Consider the following 16289-nt stretch of genomic DNA (forward strand, 5'->3'; position numbering starts at 1 on the left):
GGAGAGGCGGATGGTCGACGTGTCGAGACTGCCGGACGATCTGACGCCGCCGACCGACGACGGCGGCGCCGCGCATCTGGAAGGCACGCGCCTTCCGGCGGTGCCGCTGCCGGCAACGGACGGGACGCAGGTCGACCTGTCGCGTCTGCCCGGCCGCCTCGTCCTCTATGTCTATCCGATGACCGGCCGGCCCGACGCGGCGCTGCCCGAAGGCTGGAACGACTTCCCCGGCGCACGCGGCTGCACGCCCCAGAGCTGCAGCTTCCGCGACCATCATGCCGAATTGCAGGCGCTCGGCGTCGCACAGGTGTTCGGCCTGTCCACCCAGACGACCGAAGAGCAGCGCGAGGCGGCCGAGCGGCTGCATCTGCCCTATCCGCTGCTGTCGGATGCCGCGGGAGACCTGCGCCGCGCCCTCGAGCTGCCGTTCTTTGAACTCGACGGCGGGCTGTATCTGAAGCGCATGGCGATGGTCGTCACCGACGGGCGCATCGACAAGGTGTTCTATCCGTTGTCCCGGCCGACCGGAACGCGGCCGATGTCGCTGCCTGGCTGTCCGCCGGGCGCTGACGTGCAGGCGGCGATCATGGCGCACTGGCGCTGACGTTCAGCGCTTCAGGAACGCCGCCGCATTCTCGAACACGTCGTGGAACATCGCCTCGGTCAGCCGGCCGGTATTCGTGTTGTAGCGCGAGCAGTGATAGCTCGAGAACACCGCGATGCCGCCGACCATGTGATGGGCGTTGTGCCCGAAGGGGGCCGCCGAGGGGCGTTCGCCCAGCGCGCGGACCGTCGAGTCATGGGCGATGCGGCCCAAGGTCACGACCGCCGCGAGCTTCGGAAAGGTCGCCATCCGTCCGGAGAAGAACTGCCGGCAGGTGTTGATCTCGGCGCCAACCGGCTTGTTCTGCGGCGGCACGCAGCGCACGGCGTTGACGATTGCCGTGTCGATCAGTTCGAGCCCGTCATCGGTGCGGGCGGCGAAGCGGTCATTGGCAAAGCCGTAGCGCGCCAGCGTCGCGTAGAGCAGGTCGCCAGCATAATCGCCGGTGAATGGCCGGCCGGTGCGATTGGCACCGCGCAGCCCCGGCGCCAGACCGGCGATCAGCAGACGCACCGCGCCGGCCCCCTCTGGCGGCAGCAGGGTCGGCACCGGCGCATTGTGCCAGTCGGGCTCCTTTGCCCGCCATTCCTCGCGGAATGCGACGAGCCGCGGGCAGAGCGGGCAGTCGCGGGAGGGCTCCGCCGGCAGGTTTTCGGGCGCGGGTGTCGAACTCATTCTTCGATCCGGAGCGTCGACGGGCGGCGCGGCGCGATGGTGGCGCTCAATAGTCGTCGTCCTCTTCGACGGCCGCGGCGGCTTCCTCGGCCTCGATGCGGCGGGCGATCCGCGCCTCGCGCTCGGCCGGGTCGCGGCCGATCTCGCCCTTGAGGTTCGCGAGCTCGATGAAATGGTCGGCCTGGCGTCGCAGATCGTCGGAGATCATCGGCGGCGAGCTGGTCAGGGTGGAGACGACCGACACCTTGCGTCCCTTGCGCTGCAGGGCCGCGACCAGCGAGCGGAAGTCGCCGTCGCCGGAGAACAGGACGAAATGATCGACGGTGTCGACCAGCTCCATCGCGTCGACGGCGAGCTCGATGTCCATGTTGCCCTTGATCCGGCGGCGGCCACTCGCATCGGTGAACTCCCGGGCCGGCTTGGTGACGACGCGGTAGCCATTGTAGTCCAGCCAGTCGATCAGCGGCCGGATCGAGGAGTATTCGTTGTCCTCGACGAGGGCGGTGTAATAATAGGCGCGCAGCAGATAGCCGCGGGCCTCGAAGCTGCGCAGCATCTTCTTGTAGTCGATGTCGAAGCCCAGCCCGCGCGAGGCGGCATAGAGATTGGCCCCGTCGATGAAGAGAGCGATCTTTTCGCGTTGATCGAACATGGATGGCTGCTTTCTCGCATGAGGGAGGGCACGCATCCGCAGGCTCGACAGGATGAGCGCAGGCGGCACGAGGGTCTGCGGGCCGGCCGTTTCAGGCCGGGGCCGGCGCCGGTCGGCGAACGCCGGTGAGTTGCGCTTCGCTTATTCTGGCCGCCGCGGCGCTGTCAACGAGGGCAGGGGATAGCGCAGCGTCCGACCCTTGCCGTACGCCCACAAACGGTATATGCGACGCGTTCATCTCTTCGAATTTCAGATACTCAGGAGACAGGCATGGCCCGCGTCACCGTAGAAGATTGCGTCGATAAGGTCGACAATCGGTTCGAGCTGGTCCTGCTCGCCAGCCATCGCGCCCGGCAGATCTCCCAGGGTCAGCCGATCACCATCGATCGCGACAACGACAAGAACCCGGTGGTCGCGCTGCGCGAGATCGCCGACGAGACCCTGTCGCCCGGCGATCTCAAGGAAGACCTGATCCACTCGCTGCAGAAGCATGTCGAGGTCGACGAGCCGGAGCCGGCACCGCAGCCCGCCTCGGCCCCGGCCGAGACCCGCAGCATCGCCGCTGCCGCCGAGGCCGGCGACGACGAGCCGGTGTCCTTCGACCGGATGTCCGAGGAAGAGCTCCTCTCCGGCATCGAGGGCCTGGTCCCGCCGGAAAAGACCGACGATTATTAAGCTTTTGGGAATGCCGGCACTTTCGGTCGGCGGCCTCACAGTCTTATATTGAGGGGCGTGCCGTCGTTGACGGCGCGCCCCTTTCTCTTTGCGGACCCGATCCCCAATCCCATGATGCGGCAATATGAACTCGTCGAGAAGGTGGCGGCCTACAAGCCCGATCTCGATGAAGCGCTCCTCAACCGAGCCTATGTCTACGCCATGCAGAAGCATGGCGCGCAGAAGCGTGCGAGCGGCGATCCGTATTTCTCGCATCCGCTGGAGGTCGCGGCGATCCTCACCGACATGCATCTCGACGAGGCGACCGTCGCCGTCGCGCTGCTGCACGACACGATCGAGGACACCGACGCCACCCGCAAGGAGATCGACCAGCATTTCGGTCCCAAGATCGGCCAGCTCGTCGAGGGCCTGACCAAGCTCAAGCGCCTCGACCTCGTCTCCAAGAAGGCGGCGCAGGCAGAGAACCTGCGCAAGCTGCTCCTGGCCATCGCCGACGACATCCGCGTCCTCCTGGTCAAGCTGGCCGACCGCCTGCACAACATGCGCACCCTCGGCCACATGGCGCCGGAAAAGCGGGCCCGTATCTCGCAGGAGACCATGGACATCTATGCGCCGCTGGCCGGGCGCATGGGCATGCACGACATGCGCGAGGAACTCGAGGATCTGGCGTTCCGGCATGTCAATCTGGAAGCCTACGAGACGATCTCGGCGCGCCTCGAAGAGCTGAACCAGCGCCATGCGGCGCGGATCGCCAGCATCGAGACGGACCTGACCGACCGCCTGCGCGAGAACGGCATCGTCGCCACGGTCAGCGGCCGGCAGAAGAAGCCCTATTCGGTGTTCTCCAAGATGCAGCGCAAGGCGCTGTCGCTGGAGCAGCTCTCCGACATCTTCGGCTTCCGGGTGATCGTAGAGACCGAGGAGGAGTGCTACCGCACGCTCGGCATCGTCCACCGCAGCTGGGCGATGGTGCCGGGCCGGTTCAAGGACTACATCTCGACCCCGAAGCAGAACGACTACCGCTCGATCCACACCACCATCGTCGGCCCGTCGCGCCAGCGCGTCGAACTGCAGATCCGCACCCGCCGGATGCACGAGGTCGCCGAATACGGCGTCGCCGCCCACACGCTCTACAAGGACATGGAGGGTGACGGCGACCAGCGCGTCCACCTGTCCAAGGATTCCAACGCCTATGGCTGGCTGCGGCGCACCATCGAGCTTCTGGCCGAGGGCGACAATCCCGAGGAGTTCCTAGAGCACACCAAGCTCGAGCTCTTCCAGGACCAGGTCTTCTGCTTCACGCCCAAGGGCCGGCTGATCGCGCTGCCGCGTGGCGCGACGCCGATCGATTTCGCCTATGCGGTGCATACCGATGTCGGCGACAGCTGCGTCGGCGCCAAGATCGACGGCCGGATCATGCCGGTGGTCACCGAATTGTCGAATGGCGACGAGGTCGAGATCATCCGGGCCAAGGGCGCGACGCCGCCCCAGGCCTGGGAGAACCTGGCGGTGACCGGCAAGGCGCGCTCGGCGATCCGCCGGGCCAATCGCGCCGCCATCCGCCGGCAATATTCCGGCCTTGGCCAGCAGATCCTCGAACGCACCTTCGCGCGCTCGGGCAAGACTTTCTCGCGCGATGCGCTGAAGCCGCTTCTGGCCAAGCTCGGCCAGCGCGAGGTCGAGGACGCGCTGGCGGCCGTGGGCCGCGGCGAGCTGAACTCGGCGGACGTCGTGCGGGCGGCCTATCCGGATTTCCAGGACAGCCGCGTCACCCGCAAGTCGCCGCACCGGGAAGAGGACGGCTGGGTCAATCTGCGCACCGCCGCCGGCATGATCTTCCGGGTGCCCGGCCGCTCCAAGAAGTCGAAGAAGGGCGGTAAGGCGATTCCCATCCGCGGCGCCGGCGACGACATGCCAGTGAGCTTCGGCCCGGACGGCGCCGTGCCGGGCGACCGCATCGTCGGCATCATCGAGCCGGGCAAAGGCATCACCATCTATCCGATCCAGTCGCCGGCGCTGATCGCCTTCGACGACGAGCCGGATCGCTGGATCGACGTGCGCTGGGACATCGACGAGGCGATGAACGAGCGCTTTCCGGCCCGCATCATGATCTCGGCGATCAACGAGCCGGGCTCGCTGGCCGAGATCGCCGAGACGGTCGCCGCCAACGACGCCAACATCCACAATCTGACGATGGTCAACACGGCGCCGGACTTCACCAAGATGGTGCTGGAACTGGAAGTCTGGGATGTCCAGCACCTGACCCAGACCCTGCGGCAGCTGCGCGCCAAGCCCTGCGTCTCGGAAGTCGTGCGGGTCAACGGTTGAGCCGGACGGCCAGCCAGCGTATCGAACCGCTGCAACAGCAGCCGAGGAGACCCGTTCATGACCAGTGAGGAAGTGCTCGCGATATTCCGCGAGGCCGGCGCCTATCTGGAAGGCCACTTCATCCTGACTTCGGGGCTGCGCAGTCCGGTCTTCCTGCAGAAGGCCCGGGTGTTCATGCATCCGCATCTGACCGAGCGGCTGTGCAAGGCGCTGGCCGAGCGCATTCGGGAAGAGGTGTCGCCGGCGCCGGACTATGTCGTCGGCCCGGCCATCGGCGGGCTCATCCCGGCCTATGAGACCTCCCGCCATCTCGGCGCGCCGGCGATCTGGGTGGAGCGCGAGAACGGCGTGTTCCGGCTGCGGCGATTCGAGATTTCGCCGGGCGACCGCGTGGTGATCGTCGAGGACATCGTCACCACGGGCCTGTCGATCCGCGAAACCGTCGAGTGCCTGCGGGGCCTGGGCGCCGAGGTGCTGGCGGCGGCCTGCATCATCGACCGCTCGGCCGGCAAGGTCGATGTGGGCGTGCCGCTGATCGCGCTGGCCGAATACGAGGTGCCGGCCTATCCGGCCGACGCCCTGCCGCCGGAACTGGCCGCAATTCCGCCGGTCAAGCCGGGTAGCCGCAACCTGTAGCCGACCGGGCGGGACCATCGCCAGTGACCGTGCGGCCTTGTCCGCACCGGGCGCAGGCAAGACTGATCGCCGCGATCTGACGCGGATTGGGGAATGCGACCGGAATGTTGTTCAGGCGGCGCCAGCCGGAGAATCTAGCAGCGCGGATCCGCACGATCCTGTGGCCGCGCCGCTCGTTCCGCCGCTCCTTCCGCTATCTGCGCAAGCGGGTGCTGCGGCTGAACGCGACGCCGCATGCCATCGCCGCCGGTGTGGCGGCAGGCGTCGCCTCGTCGTTCACGCCCTTCATCGGCTTCCATTTCCTGCTGGCCTTCGCCATCGCCTATGTCATCGCCGGCAACATGGCAGCCGCGGCGCTGGGAACGGCGGCCGGCAATCCGCTGACCTTCCCGCTCATCTGGGGCATCACCTACGAAACCGGCCAGTTCATGCTGCATGCGCCGCCGGTGCACGAGAAATCGCCCGAAGGGCTCGGCACGGCCCTCGGCCACATGGATTTCATCGCCATCTGGGACCCTGTGGTGAAGCCGATGCTCGTCGGCTGCCTGCCGCTGGGGCTGATCGCCGGGCTGGCCAGCTACGCGCTGGTGTTCTTCACGGCGCGCAGCTTCCAGCGACGCCGCGCCCGCCAGATCATCGCCGGACGGCCGCCGCGCGGTCTGCGCGACCCGGATGCGGCCGGTGGCGACCCGGGACGGGCAGCCTGACAGGCCGCCGCGACGACGACGGGGCGCGCGTTTGGGCGGCGCGAAGTTTGACGCAGAGCGGATTGCTCCTGTCGGAGCGAGCCGGTAGAAGGCGCGGGCGGCTTTGCCGCGCTGCGATGGGGCGACGAAAGGCGAAGCATGGTCGAGAAGGCCGAACGTAGGGAATCCGGGGGGGTCGGCGAGACCCTCAAGGTGATCGTGCAGGCGCTCCTGCTCGCCCTCGTCATCCGCACGTTCCTGTTCCAGCCGTTCTCGATTCCGTCGGGTTCGATGATGCCGACGCTCCTGGTCGGCGACTATCTCTTCGTGTCGAAATGGAGCTACGGCTTCTCGCAATATTCGATGCCGCTGTCGCCGCCGCTGTTCGACGGCCGGGTCATGGCCTCGCAGCCCGATCGCGGCGACGTGGTGGTGTTCCGCAAGCCGCGCGAGGAAGACGTCGACTACATCAAGCGGCTGGTCGGCCTGCCGGGCGACCGCATCCAGGTGGTCGACGGCGTCCTGTCGATCAACGGCAAGCCGGTCGAGCGCGAGAAGGTCGAGGATTTCGTCGCCGAGGACGGCACGCCGGTGCCGCGCTTCCGCGAGACGCTGCCGAACGGCGTCAGCTACATGACGCTCGACCTCAGCCCGAATTCGGCCGGCGACAACACCCGCGAATTCGTGGTGCCCGAGGGGCATTACTTCATGATGGGCGACAATCGCGACAATTCGCTCGATAGCCGCTTCGACGTCGGCTACGTGCCGTTCGAGAATCTCGTCGGCAAGGCCCAGGTGATCTTCTTCTCCGTGGAGGGCGACGTGTCCCCGCTGGAAATCTGGAAATGGCCGACCGACCTGCGGCCGGGCCGCATCCTGACATGGCTCGGCTGAAGGCGGACAAGCCGCTCGAGGAGCTCGAACGCCGGATCGGCATCACGTTCCATGAAAAGGCGCGGTTCGAGCGGGCGCTGACCCATTCAAGCCTGCGCTCCAGCAAGGGCGGCAAGGGCGAGGGCGAACGCAGCTACGAGCGGCTGGAATTCCTCGGCGACCGGGTGCTCGGCCTCGTCGTCGCCGAAAAGCTGTTCGACATGTTTCCCGGCGCCGACGAGGGCGAGCTGTCGCTGCGGCTCAATTCGCTGGTCAGCGCCGATACCTGCGCCGAGATCGCCGACGAGCTGGGCCTCTACGAGTTCGTCCGCCATGGCGGCGACCTGAAGAAGCTGAAGAGCGATCGCACCAAGAGCATTCGCGCCGATCTGGTGGAATCGCTGATCGCGGCTATCTATCTGGGTGAGGGGCTCGATACGGCGCGCGACTTCATCGTGCGCTACTGGGGCGGGCGGCTCGGCAAGAGTGTCGCCGCACGCCGCGATGCCAAGACGGCGCTGCAGGAATGGGCGCATACGCGCGGGCCCGTGACGCCGCAATACGAGATCGTCGAGCGCTCCGGCCCCGACCATGATCCACTGTTCACCGTGCGGGTCTCGATCCCGGACGTTGCTCCCGCGGACGGGCAGGGCCGGTCCCGCCGCATTGCCGAACAGGAGGCCGCCACGGCGGTGCTCATTCGCGAATCCGTCTGGAAGGACGACAATTGACCGAAGACGACAACACGACCGGCATCGACGCGACCGAGGCGGGCGCCGCGCCAGCCGCAGAAGGACCGACGCGCTCGGGCTTCGTGGCGCTGCTGGGCGCCCCGAACGCCGGCAAGTCGACGCTGGTCAACCAGCTCGTCGGCACCAAGGTGTCGATCGTCACCCACAAGGTGCAGACGACCCGGGCCCTGGTGCGCGGCATCGCCATGCGCGATCGCACCCAGATCGTCTTCGTCGATACGCCCGGCGTCTTCGCGCCGAAGCGCCGGCTCGACCGGGCGATGGTGCGCACCGCCTGGAGCGGCGCCCGCGACGCCGACATCGTGCTGGCGATTATCGACGCCGACCGCGGCATCAACGAGGAGGTCGAGACCATTCTCGAACGCCTCAAGGATGTGAAGCAGCCCAAGGTCCTGCTGCTCAACAAGGTCGACCAGATGCGCCGCGACCGGCTGCTCGGCCTGACCCAGCAAATCACCGAGCGCGGCGTCGCCTTCGACGAGATCTTCATGATCTCGGCGCTGAACGGCTCGGGCTGCGGCGACCTGATGGACTATCTGGCCAAGGCGTTGCCGGAAGGGCCCTGGTACTATCCGGAAGACCAGATCACCGACCTGCCGCTGCGCCAGCTCGCCGCCGAGATCACCCGCGAGAAGCTGTATCTGCGCCTGCACCAGGAGCTGCCCTACAGCTCGCATGTGGAGACCGAGCTGTGGGAGACGCGCCAGGACGGCTCTGTGCGGATCGAGCAGACCATCTATGTCGAGCGCGACAGCCAGAAGCGCATCGTGATCGGGCACAATGGCGAGACCATCAAGGCGATCGGTTCGGCGGCCCGCAAGGAGATCACCGAAGCGGCCGACCAGAAGGTGCATCTGTTTCTGTTCGTGAAGGTGCGCGGCAATTGGGGCGACGATCCCGAGCGCTACCGCGAGATGGGGCTGGACTATTCCAGCTGACCGCCTGCTGCCGTCACCGCCGTCGCGGTGGACCGGTCCGGAGTGCGCTGCGGCGCTGATGTGACATGGAATGGCGTGAGGAAGCGATCGTGCTCGGCGTACGGCGCCTCGGCGAGACCAGTGTGGTCGCCGAGGTGATGACGCGCGCGCGGGGCCGGCATCTCGGCCTCGTGCGGGGCGGGCGCTCGCGCAAGCAGCAGCCGGTGCTGCAGCCGGGCAATTCCGTCGCCGTCCACTGGCGCGCCCGGCTCGACGAGCATATGGGCGCCTTCGTCCTCGAACCGCTGGAACTGCGTGCGGCCCGGCTGATGGAATCCGGCGTCGGGCTGAACGGCGTGCAGCTCGTTGCCGCGCATCTGCGGCTTCTGGCCGAGCGCGATCCCCATGCGCGGCTCTATGACGGGCTGCAGATCATCGTCGATCATCTGGACCGGCCCGAACTCGTCGCCGAACTGATGCTGCGCTTCGAGATCGCGCTGCTGGAGGAGCTGGGCTTCGGCCTCGACCTGGAGCGCTGCGCGGCCACCGGCCAGCGCGACGACCTCGCCTATGTTTCGCCGCGCACCGGCCGGGCGGTCAGCCGCGAGGCCGGCGCGCCGTGGCACGACAAGCTGCTGACGCTGCCCGCCTTCCTCGCCGATGCCGCCACGGCCAGCGATGCGGAATCGCTGGCGGCGGGGTACCGCCTGACCGGCTATTTCCTTGGCCGCCATGTCTACGAGCCGCGCGGGATCGACGTGCCGGATGCGCGCGCCGGCTTCCTGTCGGCGCTGCGCAAGATCGGAATCGCCGCCTAGTCGCGGCCCGAGGGCTGGCTCAGGCCGGAACCGGTGCCCGCACGACCGGCGCCTCTTGGATCGGCCAGTGGACCAGCGCCGCGACGAGACCCAGGCCGACCCCGAGCCACCACACCGGATCGTAGGAGCCGGCGACGGCATAGAGATAGCCGCCCAGCCAGACGCCGAGGAACGAGCCGATCTGGTGGGACAGGAAGACCAGGCCGCCCAGGAGCCCGAGATAGCGGGTGCCGAACATGATCGCGACGAGGGCGTTGGTCGGCGGCACGGTGGACAGCCACAACAGGCCCATGACCACGGCGAAGACCACCACCGTCATCGGCGTGATCGGCGTCAGCAGGAAGATCGTCACCGCGATCGACCGGCCGACATAGATCAGCGCCAGGAAATGCGGCTTGGAATAGCGTTGGCCGATGAGGCCCGAGGCGATCGAGCCGATGATGTTGAAGAAGCCGATCAGCGCCAGCGCCGTGACCGCCCAGACCGGAGCGATGGCCTTGTCGGCGAGATAGGCGGGGAAGTGGGCGGTGATGAAGGCGACCTGGAAGCCGCAGACGAAGAAGCCGGTGGTCAGGAGCACGTAGCTCTTCGTCGCGAAGGCTTCGCGCAGGGCGGCGCCCATGGTCTGCTCGATCTCCGCCACCAGGCTGGAATGGCCGCGCGTGGTGCGGCTGTTGCCGCGCAGGGCAAAGGCGAAGAGTGGCACCAGCAGCATCATCGCCGACAGGACCAGGAGCGAATCCGACCAGCCGAAGCGGTCGATCAGTCCCTGGCTGAGCGGCGCGAAGACGAACATGCCGGCCGAGCCCGCGGCGGTGCCGAGGCCGAAGACGAAGGAGCGCTGCTCGGCCGAGACCCGCCGCGCGAAGGCCGCAAGGACAATGCCGAAGGAGCCGGCGGCAACGCCCAGCCCGACGAGGACGCCCGAACCGACGGCCAGCCAGAGCGGCGTCGGCGCGACGGCGGTGATGGCAAGCCCCGCGGCGTAGAGAAAGCCGGAGAGGACCAGCACCTTGGCGGTGCCGAAGCGGTCGGCAATGGCGCCGAACAGCGGCTGGCCGGCGCCCCAGAAGAGGTTCTGGATGGCGATGGCGATGGCGAAATCCTCGCGGCTCCAGCCATTGTCGGTGAGCATCGGGATCTGGAAGAAGCCGATCGCCGAGCGCGGCCCGAAGGTCAGGAGCGCGATCAGGCAGCCGGCGGCAATCGCCAGCCATGGCGTCCGGTCGGCGCTCGCGGTCGTCGTCGTCGCGCTCATCTCGTCATCCCCGCATCGGTTCGCCGCCATTACTAGACCCGGCGCATCGCCCGTGAAACCGCGTTTCCGTGATCGCAGCGATCACCCTCGCTGATCGGTCGCCCACAAGTCCGGTCCCGCAACCGGTTGCGACGGCTTTCGCTCGCGCCCCGCAGACGATAAAAGCCGCGGCCAGACGGTGGGGAGGACTGCGTGCAGGTACATAGCGAGATCGGATCGATGCGGGCGGCGCTGGCGGACTGCCGGGCCCGGGGCGAGAGCGTCGGCGTGGTGCCGACCATGGGCTATCTCCATGCCGGCCATCTGAAGCTCGTCGAGCGGGCCTGCGCCGAGAACGACGCCGTGGTGGTGACGATCTTCGTGAACCCGACCCAGTTCGGGCCGAACGAGGATCTCGACGCCTATCCGCGCGATCTGGAACGCGACCTTGCGCAGCTGGCGGCGTTCGCCGGCGTCCAGGTGTTCGCGCCAACGGTGGCGGAGATGTATCCCCAGCCCCTGCAGACATCCGTCGATCTCGCGCCGCTCGGCCAGATCCTGATCGGTGCGGCGCGTCCCGGGCATTTCCGCGGCGTCGCGACGGTGGTCACCAAGCTGTTCAACATCGTCCAGCCGGACCGCGCCTATTTCGGCGAGAAGGACTACCAGCAGCTCACCGTGATCCGGCGCATGGTCGCCGATCTGTCGTCGCCGATCACCATCGTCGGCGTGCCGACGGTGCGCGAGGCCGACGGTCTTGCCATGTCGTCGCGCAATGTGCGGCTGACGCCGGAGGACCGCGACGCGGCCGTGGTGCTGGCGCGGGCGCTGGACCGGGGCGAGGCGCTACTGCGGGCCGGTGCCGCCGAGCCGGAGCCGGTGCTGGCGGCCATGCGGGAGATCATCGCCGCCGAGCCGCGCGCCGATCTTGCCTCGCTGGACATTCGCGACGCGGCAAGCCTCGACGCGGTGACGGCGATCGACGAGCGGCCGGTGGTGATCCTGGTGACAGCCCGGTTCGGCGACGTGCTCCTGATCGACCAGCGTGTCGCGGAGAAGGCGCAAGGGAGCGCAACGGAAGGGCAGGTCGCATGAGCACGCCGGTTCGCACGACCCGCCTGACGGCGCCCGCCATTCGCAGCCGCAAGGGCGCCACCCCCATCGTCGCCCTGACCGCCTATAATGCGACCATGGCGGCTCTGGTCGATCCGCATGTCGACTTCATCCTGGTGGGCGACAGCCTCGCCATGGTCGAGCACGGCATGGCGTCCACCCTCGGCGCCTCGCCGGAGCTGATGATCGCCCATGGCCGCGCCGTGGTGTCGGCGACGGAGAAGGCGCTGATCGTCGTCGACATGCCCTTCGGCAGCTACGAGGCAAGCCCGCAGGAAGCCTTCCGCGCGGCCGCGACCGTGATGGCGGAGACCGGCTGCGGCGCGATCAAGCTGGAAGGCGGCCAGCACATGGCGCCGACCATCGCCTTCCTCGTCGAGCGCGGCATTCCGGTGATGGCCCATGTCGGCCTGACGCCCCAGGCGGTGAACGCCATGGGCGGCTTTCGCAGCCAAGGCCATGATGACGCTGCCCGCGACCGCATCCTCGCGGACGCGAAGGCGGTCAGTGACGCCGGCGCCTTTGCCGTGGTGCTGGAGGGCATCGTCGAGCCGCTGGCCGAGACGATCACGGCCGAGATCGCGGCGCCCAGCATCGGCATCGGCGCCTCAGCGGCCTGCGACGGCCAGATCCTGGTCTTGGAGGACATGCTCGGTCTGACGCCGCGCGTGCCGCGCTTCGTCAAGCGCTACGGTGCGCTCGGCGAGGCCGCCAGCCGGGCCATCGCGGACTATGCCGACGAGGTGCGCAACCGCAGCTTCCCGGGCCCCGACCACGTCTACAAGCCGCGGGGCTGACGCCGCCGCTCGTCGATCAGAGCGTCAGCGGCAAGATGAAGGGCGTGCCGGAGAAGGCGTCTTCGCCGCGGCCGATGGCGCGGATGGCGGAGACCATGCGGCCGCCGCGCTGCAGCTTGTCGTCGGCGAGGGCGACGAGGCGCGGATTGGGAGTGGCGGACGGCGCCCGCCTGCGCAGCTCGTTCGCCAGCGCCTCTTCTTCAAGATCCGGATTGATGGACAGCGCCAGGATATAGGCGGCGGCGGTGGAGCGGCTGATGCCGGCCCAGCAATGCACCGCCAGCGGCGTGTCGCGGCGCCAGCGCGTGCCGAAGTCCAGCAACTGGTCGAGATGGTCGACGGTCGGCGCCGTCAGGCCCTCGATCGGCTCGGCGATGTCGTTGAAGCCGAGGAAGAGATGCCGGTCCGGCGCGATGCCGGACGGCCGGTCGACCCGCGTGTCGGCGTTGATCAGCGTGACCAGATCCTGGGCGCCATGGCTGGCGACCATGGCGGGCAGTTCGGCGAGGGACGAGACGACGAGATAGGACATGGGCCCACATATTGCGCCGGGATGCGCCGATGTCACCCCTGCCGCGACGCTTTGGCCGGTGCCCGCTCGCCCGAGCCGGCGGCGACGGCCAGCGCGGCGTCGAGTTCGGCGAAGCGCTTCAGGAAGGCGGCTTCCGTCGCCGCGGTCGGAACGGGGGCGAAATCGGCGGCATCCAGCAGCGCCGCGCCGGGCTTGCCGAAGAACTGCGCCGCCTCGCGCTCGTCGAAGCCGGCGAGCAGCGTCGCCTCGTGATAGGCCGACAGCCGGTCGGCGGCCTTGATCGCCTTCTCGACGGCAGCGGGCAGCGTCGCCGGCAGTGAGAAGCGCAGATGCAGCGCCGCCTGCAGGCGTTTTTCCACCAGCTTGTAGTCGCCGCCCATGACGCTCTTGAAGGGCGAGATCATGTCGCCGATCACATATTCCGGGCCGTCGTGCAGCAGCGCGGCGAGGCGCCAGCGGGGATCGGGTTCGCGGCGCGCGACGATCGCCTCGACGATCAGCGAATGCTGGGCGACGGAAAAGGCGTGATCGCCGCGGGTCTGGCCGTTCCAGCGGGCGACGCGGGCCAGGCCATGGGCGACATCCTCGATCTCGATGTCGAGCGGGGAGGGATCGAGCAGGTCGAGCCGGCGGCCCGACAGCATGCGCTGCCAGACCCGGAGTGGTTTCGCGTCAGTGCGGCTCATGCCTCGCTTCCGGCGGTCTCGCCCTCGGCGCCGGCGGGTTCGGGCAGGGCGAAACCGGCCCAGGGAGGGATCGTCGCCGTCACCGGCACGCCGTCGGCCGACAATTCCTCGCCGCGCGACAGGGCGCCGGCCAGCCGGTCGATCCGCAGGAAGCCGAAGCCCTCGGTGCCGTCGGCCGACAGGACGGTGCCGATGGTCTTTCCGCCGGCCTCGATGTTGGAGCCGGGCGTCAAATGCCGTTCGCCGGCCAGCAGCATCAGCCGCCGCCGCGCGGTGCCGCGGTGCTGCATGCGCGAGACGACCTCCTGGCCGACGAAGCAGCCCTTGCGGAAGGACACGCCGCCATTCTGGTCGAACAGCACGTCATGCGGAAAGACGTCGGAGCCGGGATAGTCGGTCTCGGCCTCGGCGATGCCGGCGCGGATGCGGCGCAGGCGGTAATCGTCGGCGGAGGCCTCGGCGAGCCCTTCCGGCGGAGTACCGTAGAGCCGCGCCATCTCTCCCTCGGGGAAGCGGCGATCGGCATAGAGTTCGGCGGCGGTGAGGTCGGGCTCCTCCCACACCGCATGGACCGGCTGGTCGGGCGATTCGATGCCCACCTTGGTGCGCAGGCGGTAGAGGGTCAGGCGCTTCTTCAGATCGGCGGCGGCGCTGGTGGCGACATCAATGCGCAGCCCGTCGGACTGTTTGCCGATGAGGAATTCGAACAGGATCTTGCCCTGCGGCGTCAGCAGCGCGCAGGGGCGCATCTCGCCGTCGGCCAGACCATCGAGGTCGGCGGTGACGAGGTTCTGCAGAAAATGATGGGCGGCCTCCCCGGTGACGGCAAGGAGGCTGCGCTCCGGCAGGCGGGCATAGGGCATGGACGGCTCGCTTGTGTGATCCTGCCTGTTTACGTAAGCCGGGCACTCCAGAGGGACAAGCACGGAACGACGCCATGGGAACGAGTGCCAGCAACGCCACGACCTTCGACACGGTTCTCAAGGGCGGCATCGTCGTCAACCAGGACGGCGCCGGTGCGCGTGACGTCGGCATCGTCGACGGGCACATCGCCGCGATCGGCACGCTGGACGCGGCATCGGCCGGCGAGGTGATCGACTGCACCGGGCTGCACATCCTGCCCGGCGTCATCGACAGCCAGGTGCATTTCCGCGAGCCGGGCGCCACCCACAAGGAAGATCTCGAGACCGGATCGCGCGCCGCGGTGCTGGGCGGCGTCACCTGCGTCTTCGAGATGCCGAACACCAATCCGCTGACCACCAGCGAGGAGGCGCTCGCCGACAAGGTGGCGCGCGGCCGCCACCGGATGCATTGCGACTTCGCCTTCTGGGTGGGCGGCACCCGCGAGAACGCCGCCGACGTCGCCGAACTGGAACGGCTGCCGGGCGCGGCCGGCATCAAGGTGTTCATGGGCTCGTCGACCGGCTCGCTGCTGGTCGAGGACGACGATGGCGTGCGCGAGATCCTGCGCCGCACCCGCCGCCGCGCCGCCTTCCATTCCGAAGACGAGTTCCGGCTGCGCGACCGCGCCGATCTGCGGGTCGAGGGCGATCCCGCCTCGCATCCGGTCTGGCGCGACGAGGTGGCGGCGCTGCAATGCACCGAGCGGCTGGTCGGCATTGCCGAGGAGGTGGGCGCGCGCATCCACGTGCTGCACATCTCGACGGCCGAGGAGATCGTCTATCTCGCCGGGCACAAGCGCAATGTCACCTGCGAGGCGACGCCGCATCATTTGACCATGACCGCCGAGGATTACGGCCGGCTGGGCACCAAGCTGCAGATGAACCCGCCGGTGCGCGAGGCGCGGCATCGCGACGGCATCTGGCACGGCATCGCGGCCGGCGTCGTCGACGTTCTCGGCTCCGACCATGCGCCGCACACGCTGGAAGAAAAGGCTGCGGTCTATCCGAAGTCGCCTTCCGGCATGACCGGCGTGCAGACCCTCGTGCCGATCATGCTCGACCATGTCGCCAATGGCCGCCTGTCGCTTGCCCGCTTCGTCGACCTGACCTCGGCCGGTCCGCAGCGGATCTTCGGCCTGTCGCGCAAGGGGCGCATCGCGCTCGGCTACGACGCCGACTTCACGATCGTGGACCTCAAGCGCGAGGCCACCATCACCGACGACTGGATCGGCTCGCGCTCGCAATGGACGCCCTATGACGGCAAGGCGGTCACCGGCTGGCCGGTGGGCACGCTGGTGCGCGGCCGGCGGGCCATGTGGGAGGGCGAGCTCGTCGCGCCGTCGACCGGCGAGCCGGTGGAGTTCGTCGAGACCCTGGCGCCGCTCGGTCGGCAGGGCTGAGGCGGC

18 protein-coding genes are annotated in these 16289 nt (G+C 68.4%); 12 read left to right on the forward strand and 6 right to left on the reverse strand.

Annotated features, from left to right (window positions below; genetic code table 11):
* Positions 1 to 10: 10 nt before the first annotated feature.
* Positions 11 to 604: a peroxiredoxin gene (locus tag N7I30_RS11260; RefSeq protein WP_498638866.1), complete on the forward strand. Its 594-nt coding sequence runs from the start codon at positions 11 to 13 to the stop codon at positions 602 to 604.
* 3 nt (positions 605 to 607) lie between these two features.
* On the opposite strand, the gene N7I30_RS11265 is transcribed toward N7I30_RS11260, so the two are convergent.
* Both N7I30_RS11265 and N7I30_RS11270 read right to left on the reverse strand, forming a co-directional pair.
* On the reverse strand, positions 608 to 1279 hold the full coding sequence (locus N7I30_RS11265; protein WP_188077275.1) for a uracil-DNA glycosylase: 672 nt from the start codon (positions 1277 to 1279) through the stop codon (positions 608 to 610).
* Between the two features lie 46 nt (positions 1280 to 1325).
* Positions 1326 to 1931 carry a LabA-like NYN domain-containing protein gene (locus N7I30_RS11270; protein WP_498638869.1) on the reverse strand — a complete coding sequence of 202 codons (606 nt, stop codon included), beginning with the start codon at positions 1929 to 1931 and terminating at the stop codon, positions 1326 to 1328.
* 270 nt (positions 1932 to 2201) lie between these two features.
* On the opposite strand from N7I30_RS11270, the gene rpoZ reads away from it, so the two are divergent.
* From rpoZ to recO, 8 genes are all read left to right on the forward strand, one after another.
* On the forward strand, positions 2202 to 2606 hold the full coding sequence (gene rpoZ / locus N7I30_RS11275) for a DNA-directed RNA polymerase subunit omega (RefSeq protein WP_187392229.1): 405 nt from the start codon (positions 2202 to 2204) through the stop codon (positions 2604 to 2606).
* A gap of 111 nt (positions 2607 to 2717) precedes the next feature.
* Positions 2718 to 4934, forward strand: coding sequence for a RelA/SpoT family protein (locus N7I30_RS11280; protein WP_188077277.1), 2217 nt, complete (start codon positions 2718 to 2720; stop codon positions 4932 to 4934).
* 57 nt (positions 4935 to 4991) lie between these two features.
* Positions 4992 to 5570, forward strand: a complete 579-nt coding sequence (pyrE, locus tag N7I30_RS11285; protein ID WP_187392230.1) for an orotate phosphoribosyltransferase — start codon at positions 4992 to 4994, stop codon at positions 5568 to 5570.
* 104 nt (positions 5571 to 5674) lie between these two features.
* Positions 5675 to 6277 (forward strand): DUF2062 domain-containing protein, encoded by a 603-nt coding sequence (locus N7I30_RS11290; RefSeq protein WP_228238814.1) that lies wholly within the window; start codon positions 5675 to 5677, stop codon positions 6275 to 6277.
* A 138-nt stretch (positions 6278 to 6415) separates the two neighbouring features.
* Positions 6416 to 7150 (forward strand): signal peptidase I, encoded by a 735-nt coding sequence (gene lepB, locus N7I30_RS11295; RefSeq protein WP_498638872.1) that lies wholly within the window; start codon positions 6416 to 6418, stop codon positions 7148 to 7150.
* Positions 7138 to 7860, forward strand: a complete 723-nt coding sequence (rnc, locus tag N7I30_RS11300; protein WP_029702499.1) for a ribonuclease III — start codon at positions 7138 to 7140, stop codon at positions 7858 to 7860. The genes lepB and rnc overlap by 13 nt, the downstream gene beginning before the upstream one ends.
* A 23-nt stretch (positions 7861 to 7883) precedes the next feature.
* Positions 7884 to 8819 carry a GTPase Era gene (gene era / locus N7I30_RS11305; RefSeq protein ID WP_498639085.1) on the forward strand — a complete coding sequence of 312 codons (936 nt, stop codon included), beginning with the start codon at positions 7884 to 7886 and terminating at the stop codon, positions 8817 to 8819.
* 65 nt (positions 8820 to 8884) lie between these two features.
* Positions 8885 to 9616 carry a DNA repair protein RecO gene (gene recO, locus N7I30_RS11310; RefSeq protein ID WP_498638874.1) on the forward strand — a complete coding sequence of 244 codons (732 nt, stop codon included), beginning with the start codon at positions 8885 to 8887 and terminating at the stop codon, positions 9614 to 9616.
* A gap of 19 nt (positions 9617 to 9635) precedes the next feature.
* Here the strand turns inward: recO and N7I30_RS11315 are convergent, their stop codons facing one another.
* Positions 9636 to 10874: an MFS transporter gene (locus N7I30_RS11315; protein ID WP_498638876.1), complete on the reverse strand. Its 1239-nt coding sequence runs from the start codon at positions 10872 to 10874 to the stop codon at positions 9636 to 9638.
* A gap of 192 nt (positions 10875 to 11066) precedes the next feature.
* On the opposite strand from N7I30_RS11315, the gene panC reads away from it, so the two are divergent.
* On the forward strand, positions 11067 to 11948 hold the full coding sequence (gene panC / locus N7I30_RS11320) for a pantoate--beta-alanine ligase (RefSeq protein WP_498638878.1): 882 nt from the start codon (positions 11067 to 11069) through the stop codon (positions 11946 to 11948).
* Complete coding sequence (panB, locus tag N7I30_RS11325; protein WP_498638880.1) at positions 11945 to 12763, forward strand: 3-methyl-2-oxobutanoate hydroxymethyltransferase; 819 nt, start codon at positions 11945 to 11947, stop codon at positions 12761 to 12763. Before panC ends, panB begins: the two co-directional genes overlap by 4 nt.
* A gap of 16 nt (positions 12764 to 12779) precedes the next feature.
* Here the strand turns inward: panB and N7I30_RS11330 are convergent, their stop codons facing one another.
* Genes N7I30_RS11330 through ygfZ form a run of 3 tightly spaced genes read right to left on the reverse strand, consistent with a single transcriptional unit; the run spans position 12780 to position 14844 of the window.
* Positions 12780 to 13295 (reverse strand): tyrosine phosphatase family protein, encoded by a 516-nt coding sequence (locus N7I30_RS11330; protein ID WP_498638881.1) that lies wholly within the window; start codon positions 13293 to 13295, stop codon positions 12780 to 12782.
* Positions 13296 to 13327: 32 nt separating this feature from the next.
* Positions 13328 to 13981 (reverse strand): YfbR-like 5'-deoxynucleotidase, encoded by a 654-nt coding sequence (locus N7I30_RS11335; protein ID WP_498638883.1) that lies wholly within the window; start codon positions 13979 to 13981, stop codon positions 13328 to 13330.
* Positions 13978 to 14844 (reverse strand): CAF17-like 4Fe-4S cluster assembly/insertion protein YgfZ, encoded by an 867-nt coding sequence (ygfZ, locus tag N7I30_RS11340; protein WP_498638885.1) that lies wholly within the window; start codon positions 14842 to 14844, stop codon positions 13978 to 13980. The genes N7I30_RS11335 and ygfZ overlap by 4 nt, the downstream gene beginning before the upstream one ends.
* 74 nt (positions 14845 to 14918) lie before the next feature.
* Between ygfZ and N7I30_RS11345 the strand changes: the two genes are divergently transcribed.
* Entirely contained in the window at positions 14919 to 16283 is a 1365-nt protein-coding gene (locus N7I30_RS11345) for a dihydroorotase (protein ID WP_498638889.1), read from the forward strand.
* Positions 16284 to 16289: the final 6 nt, after the last annotated feature.

The sequence above is a fragment of the Aurantimonas litoralis genome, from assembly GCF_026153195.1.
Taxonomy (GTDB): Bacteria; Pseudomonadota; Alphaproteobacteria; order Rhizobiales; family Rhizobiaceae; genus Aurantimonas; species Aurantimonas coralicida.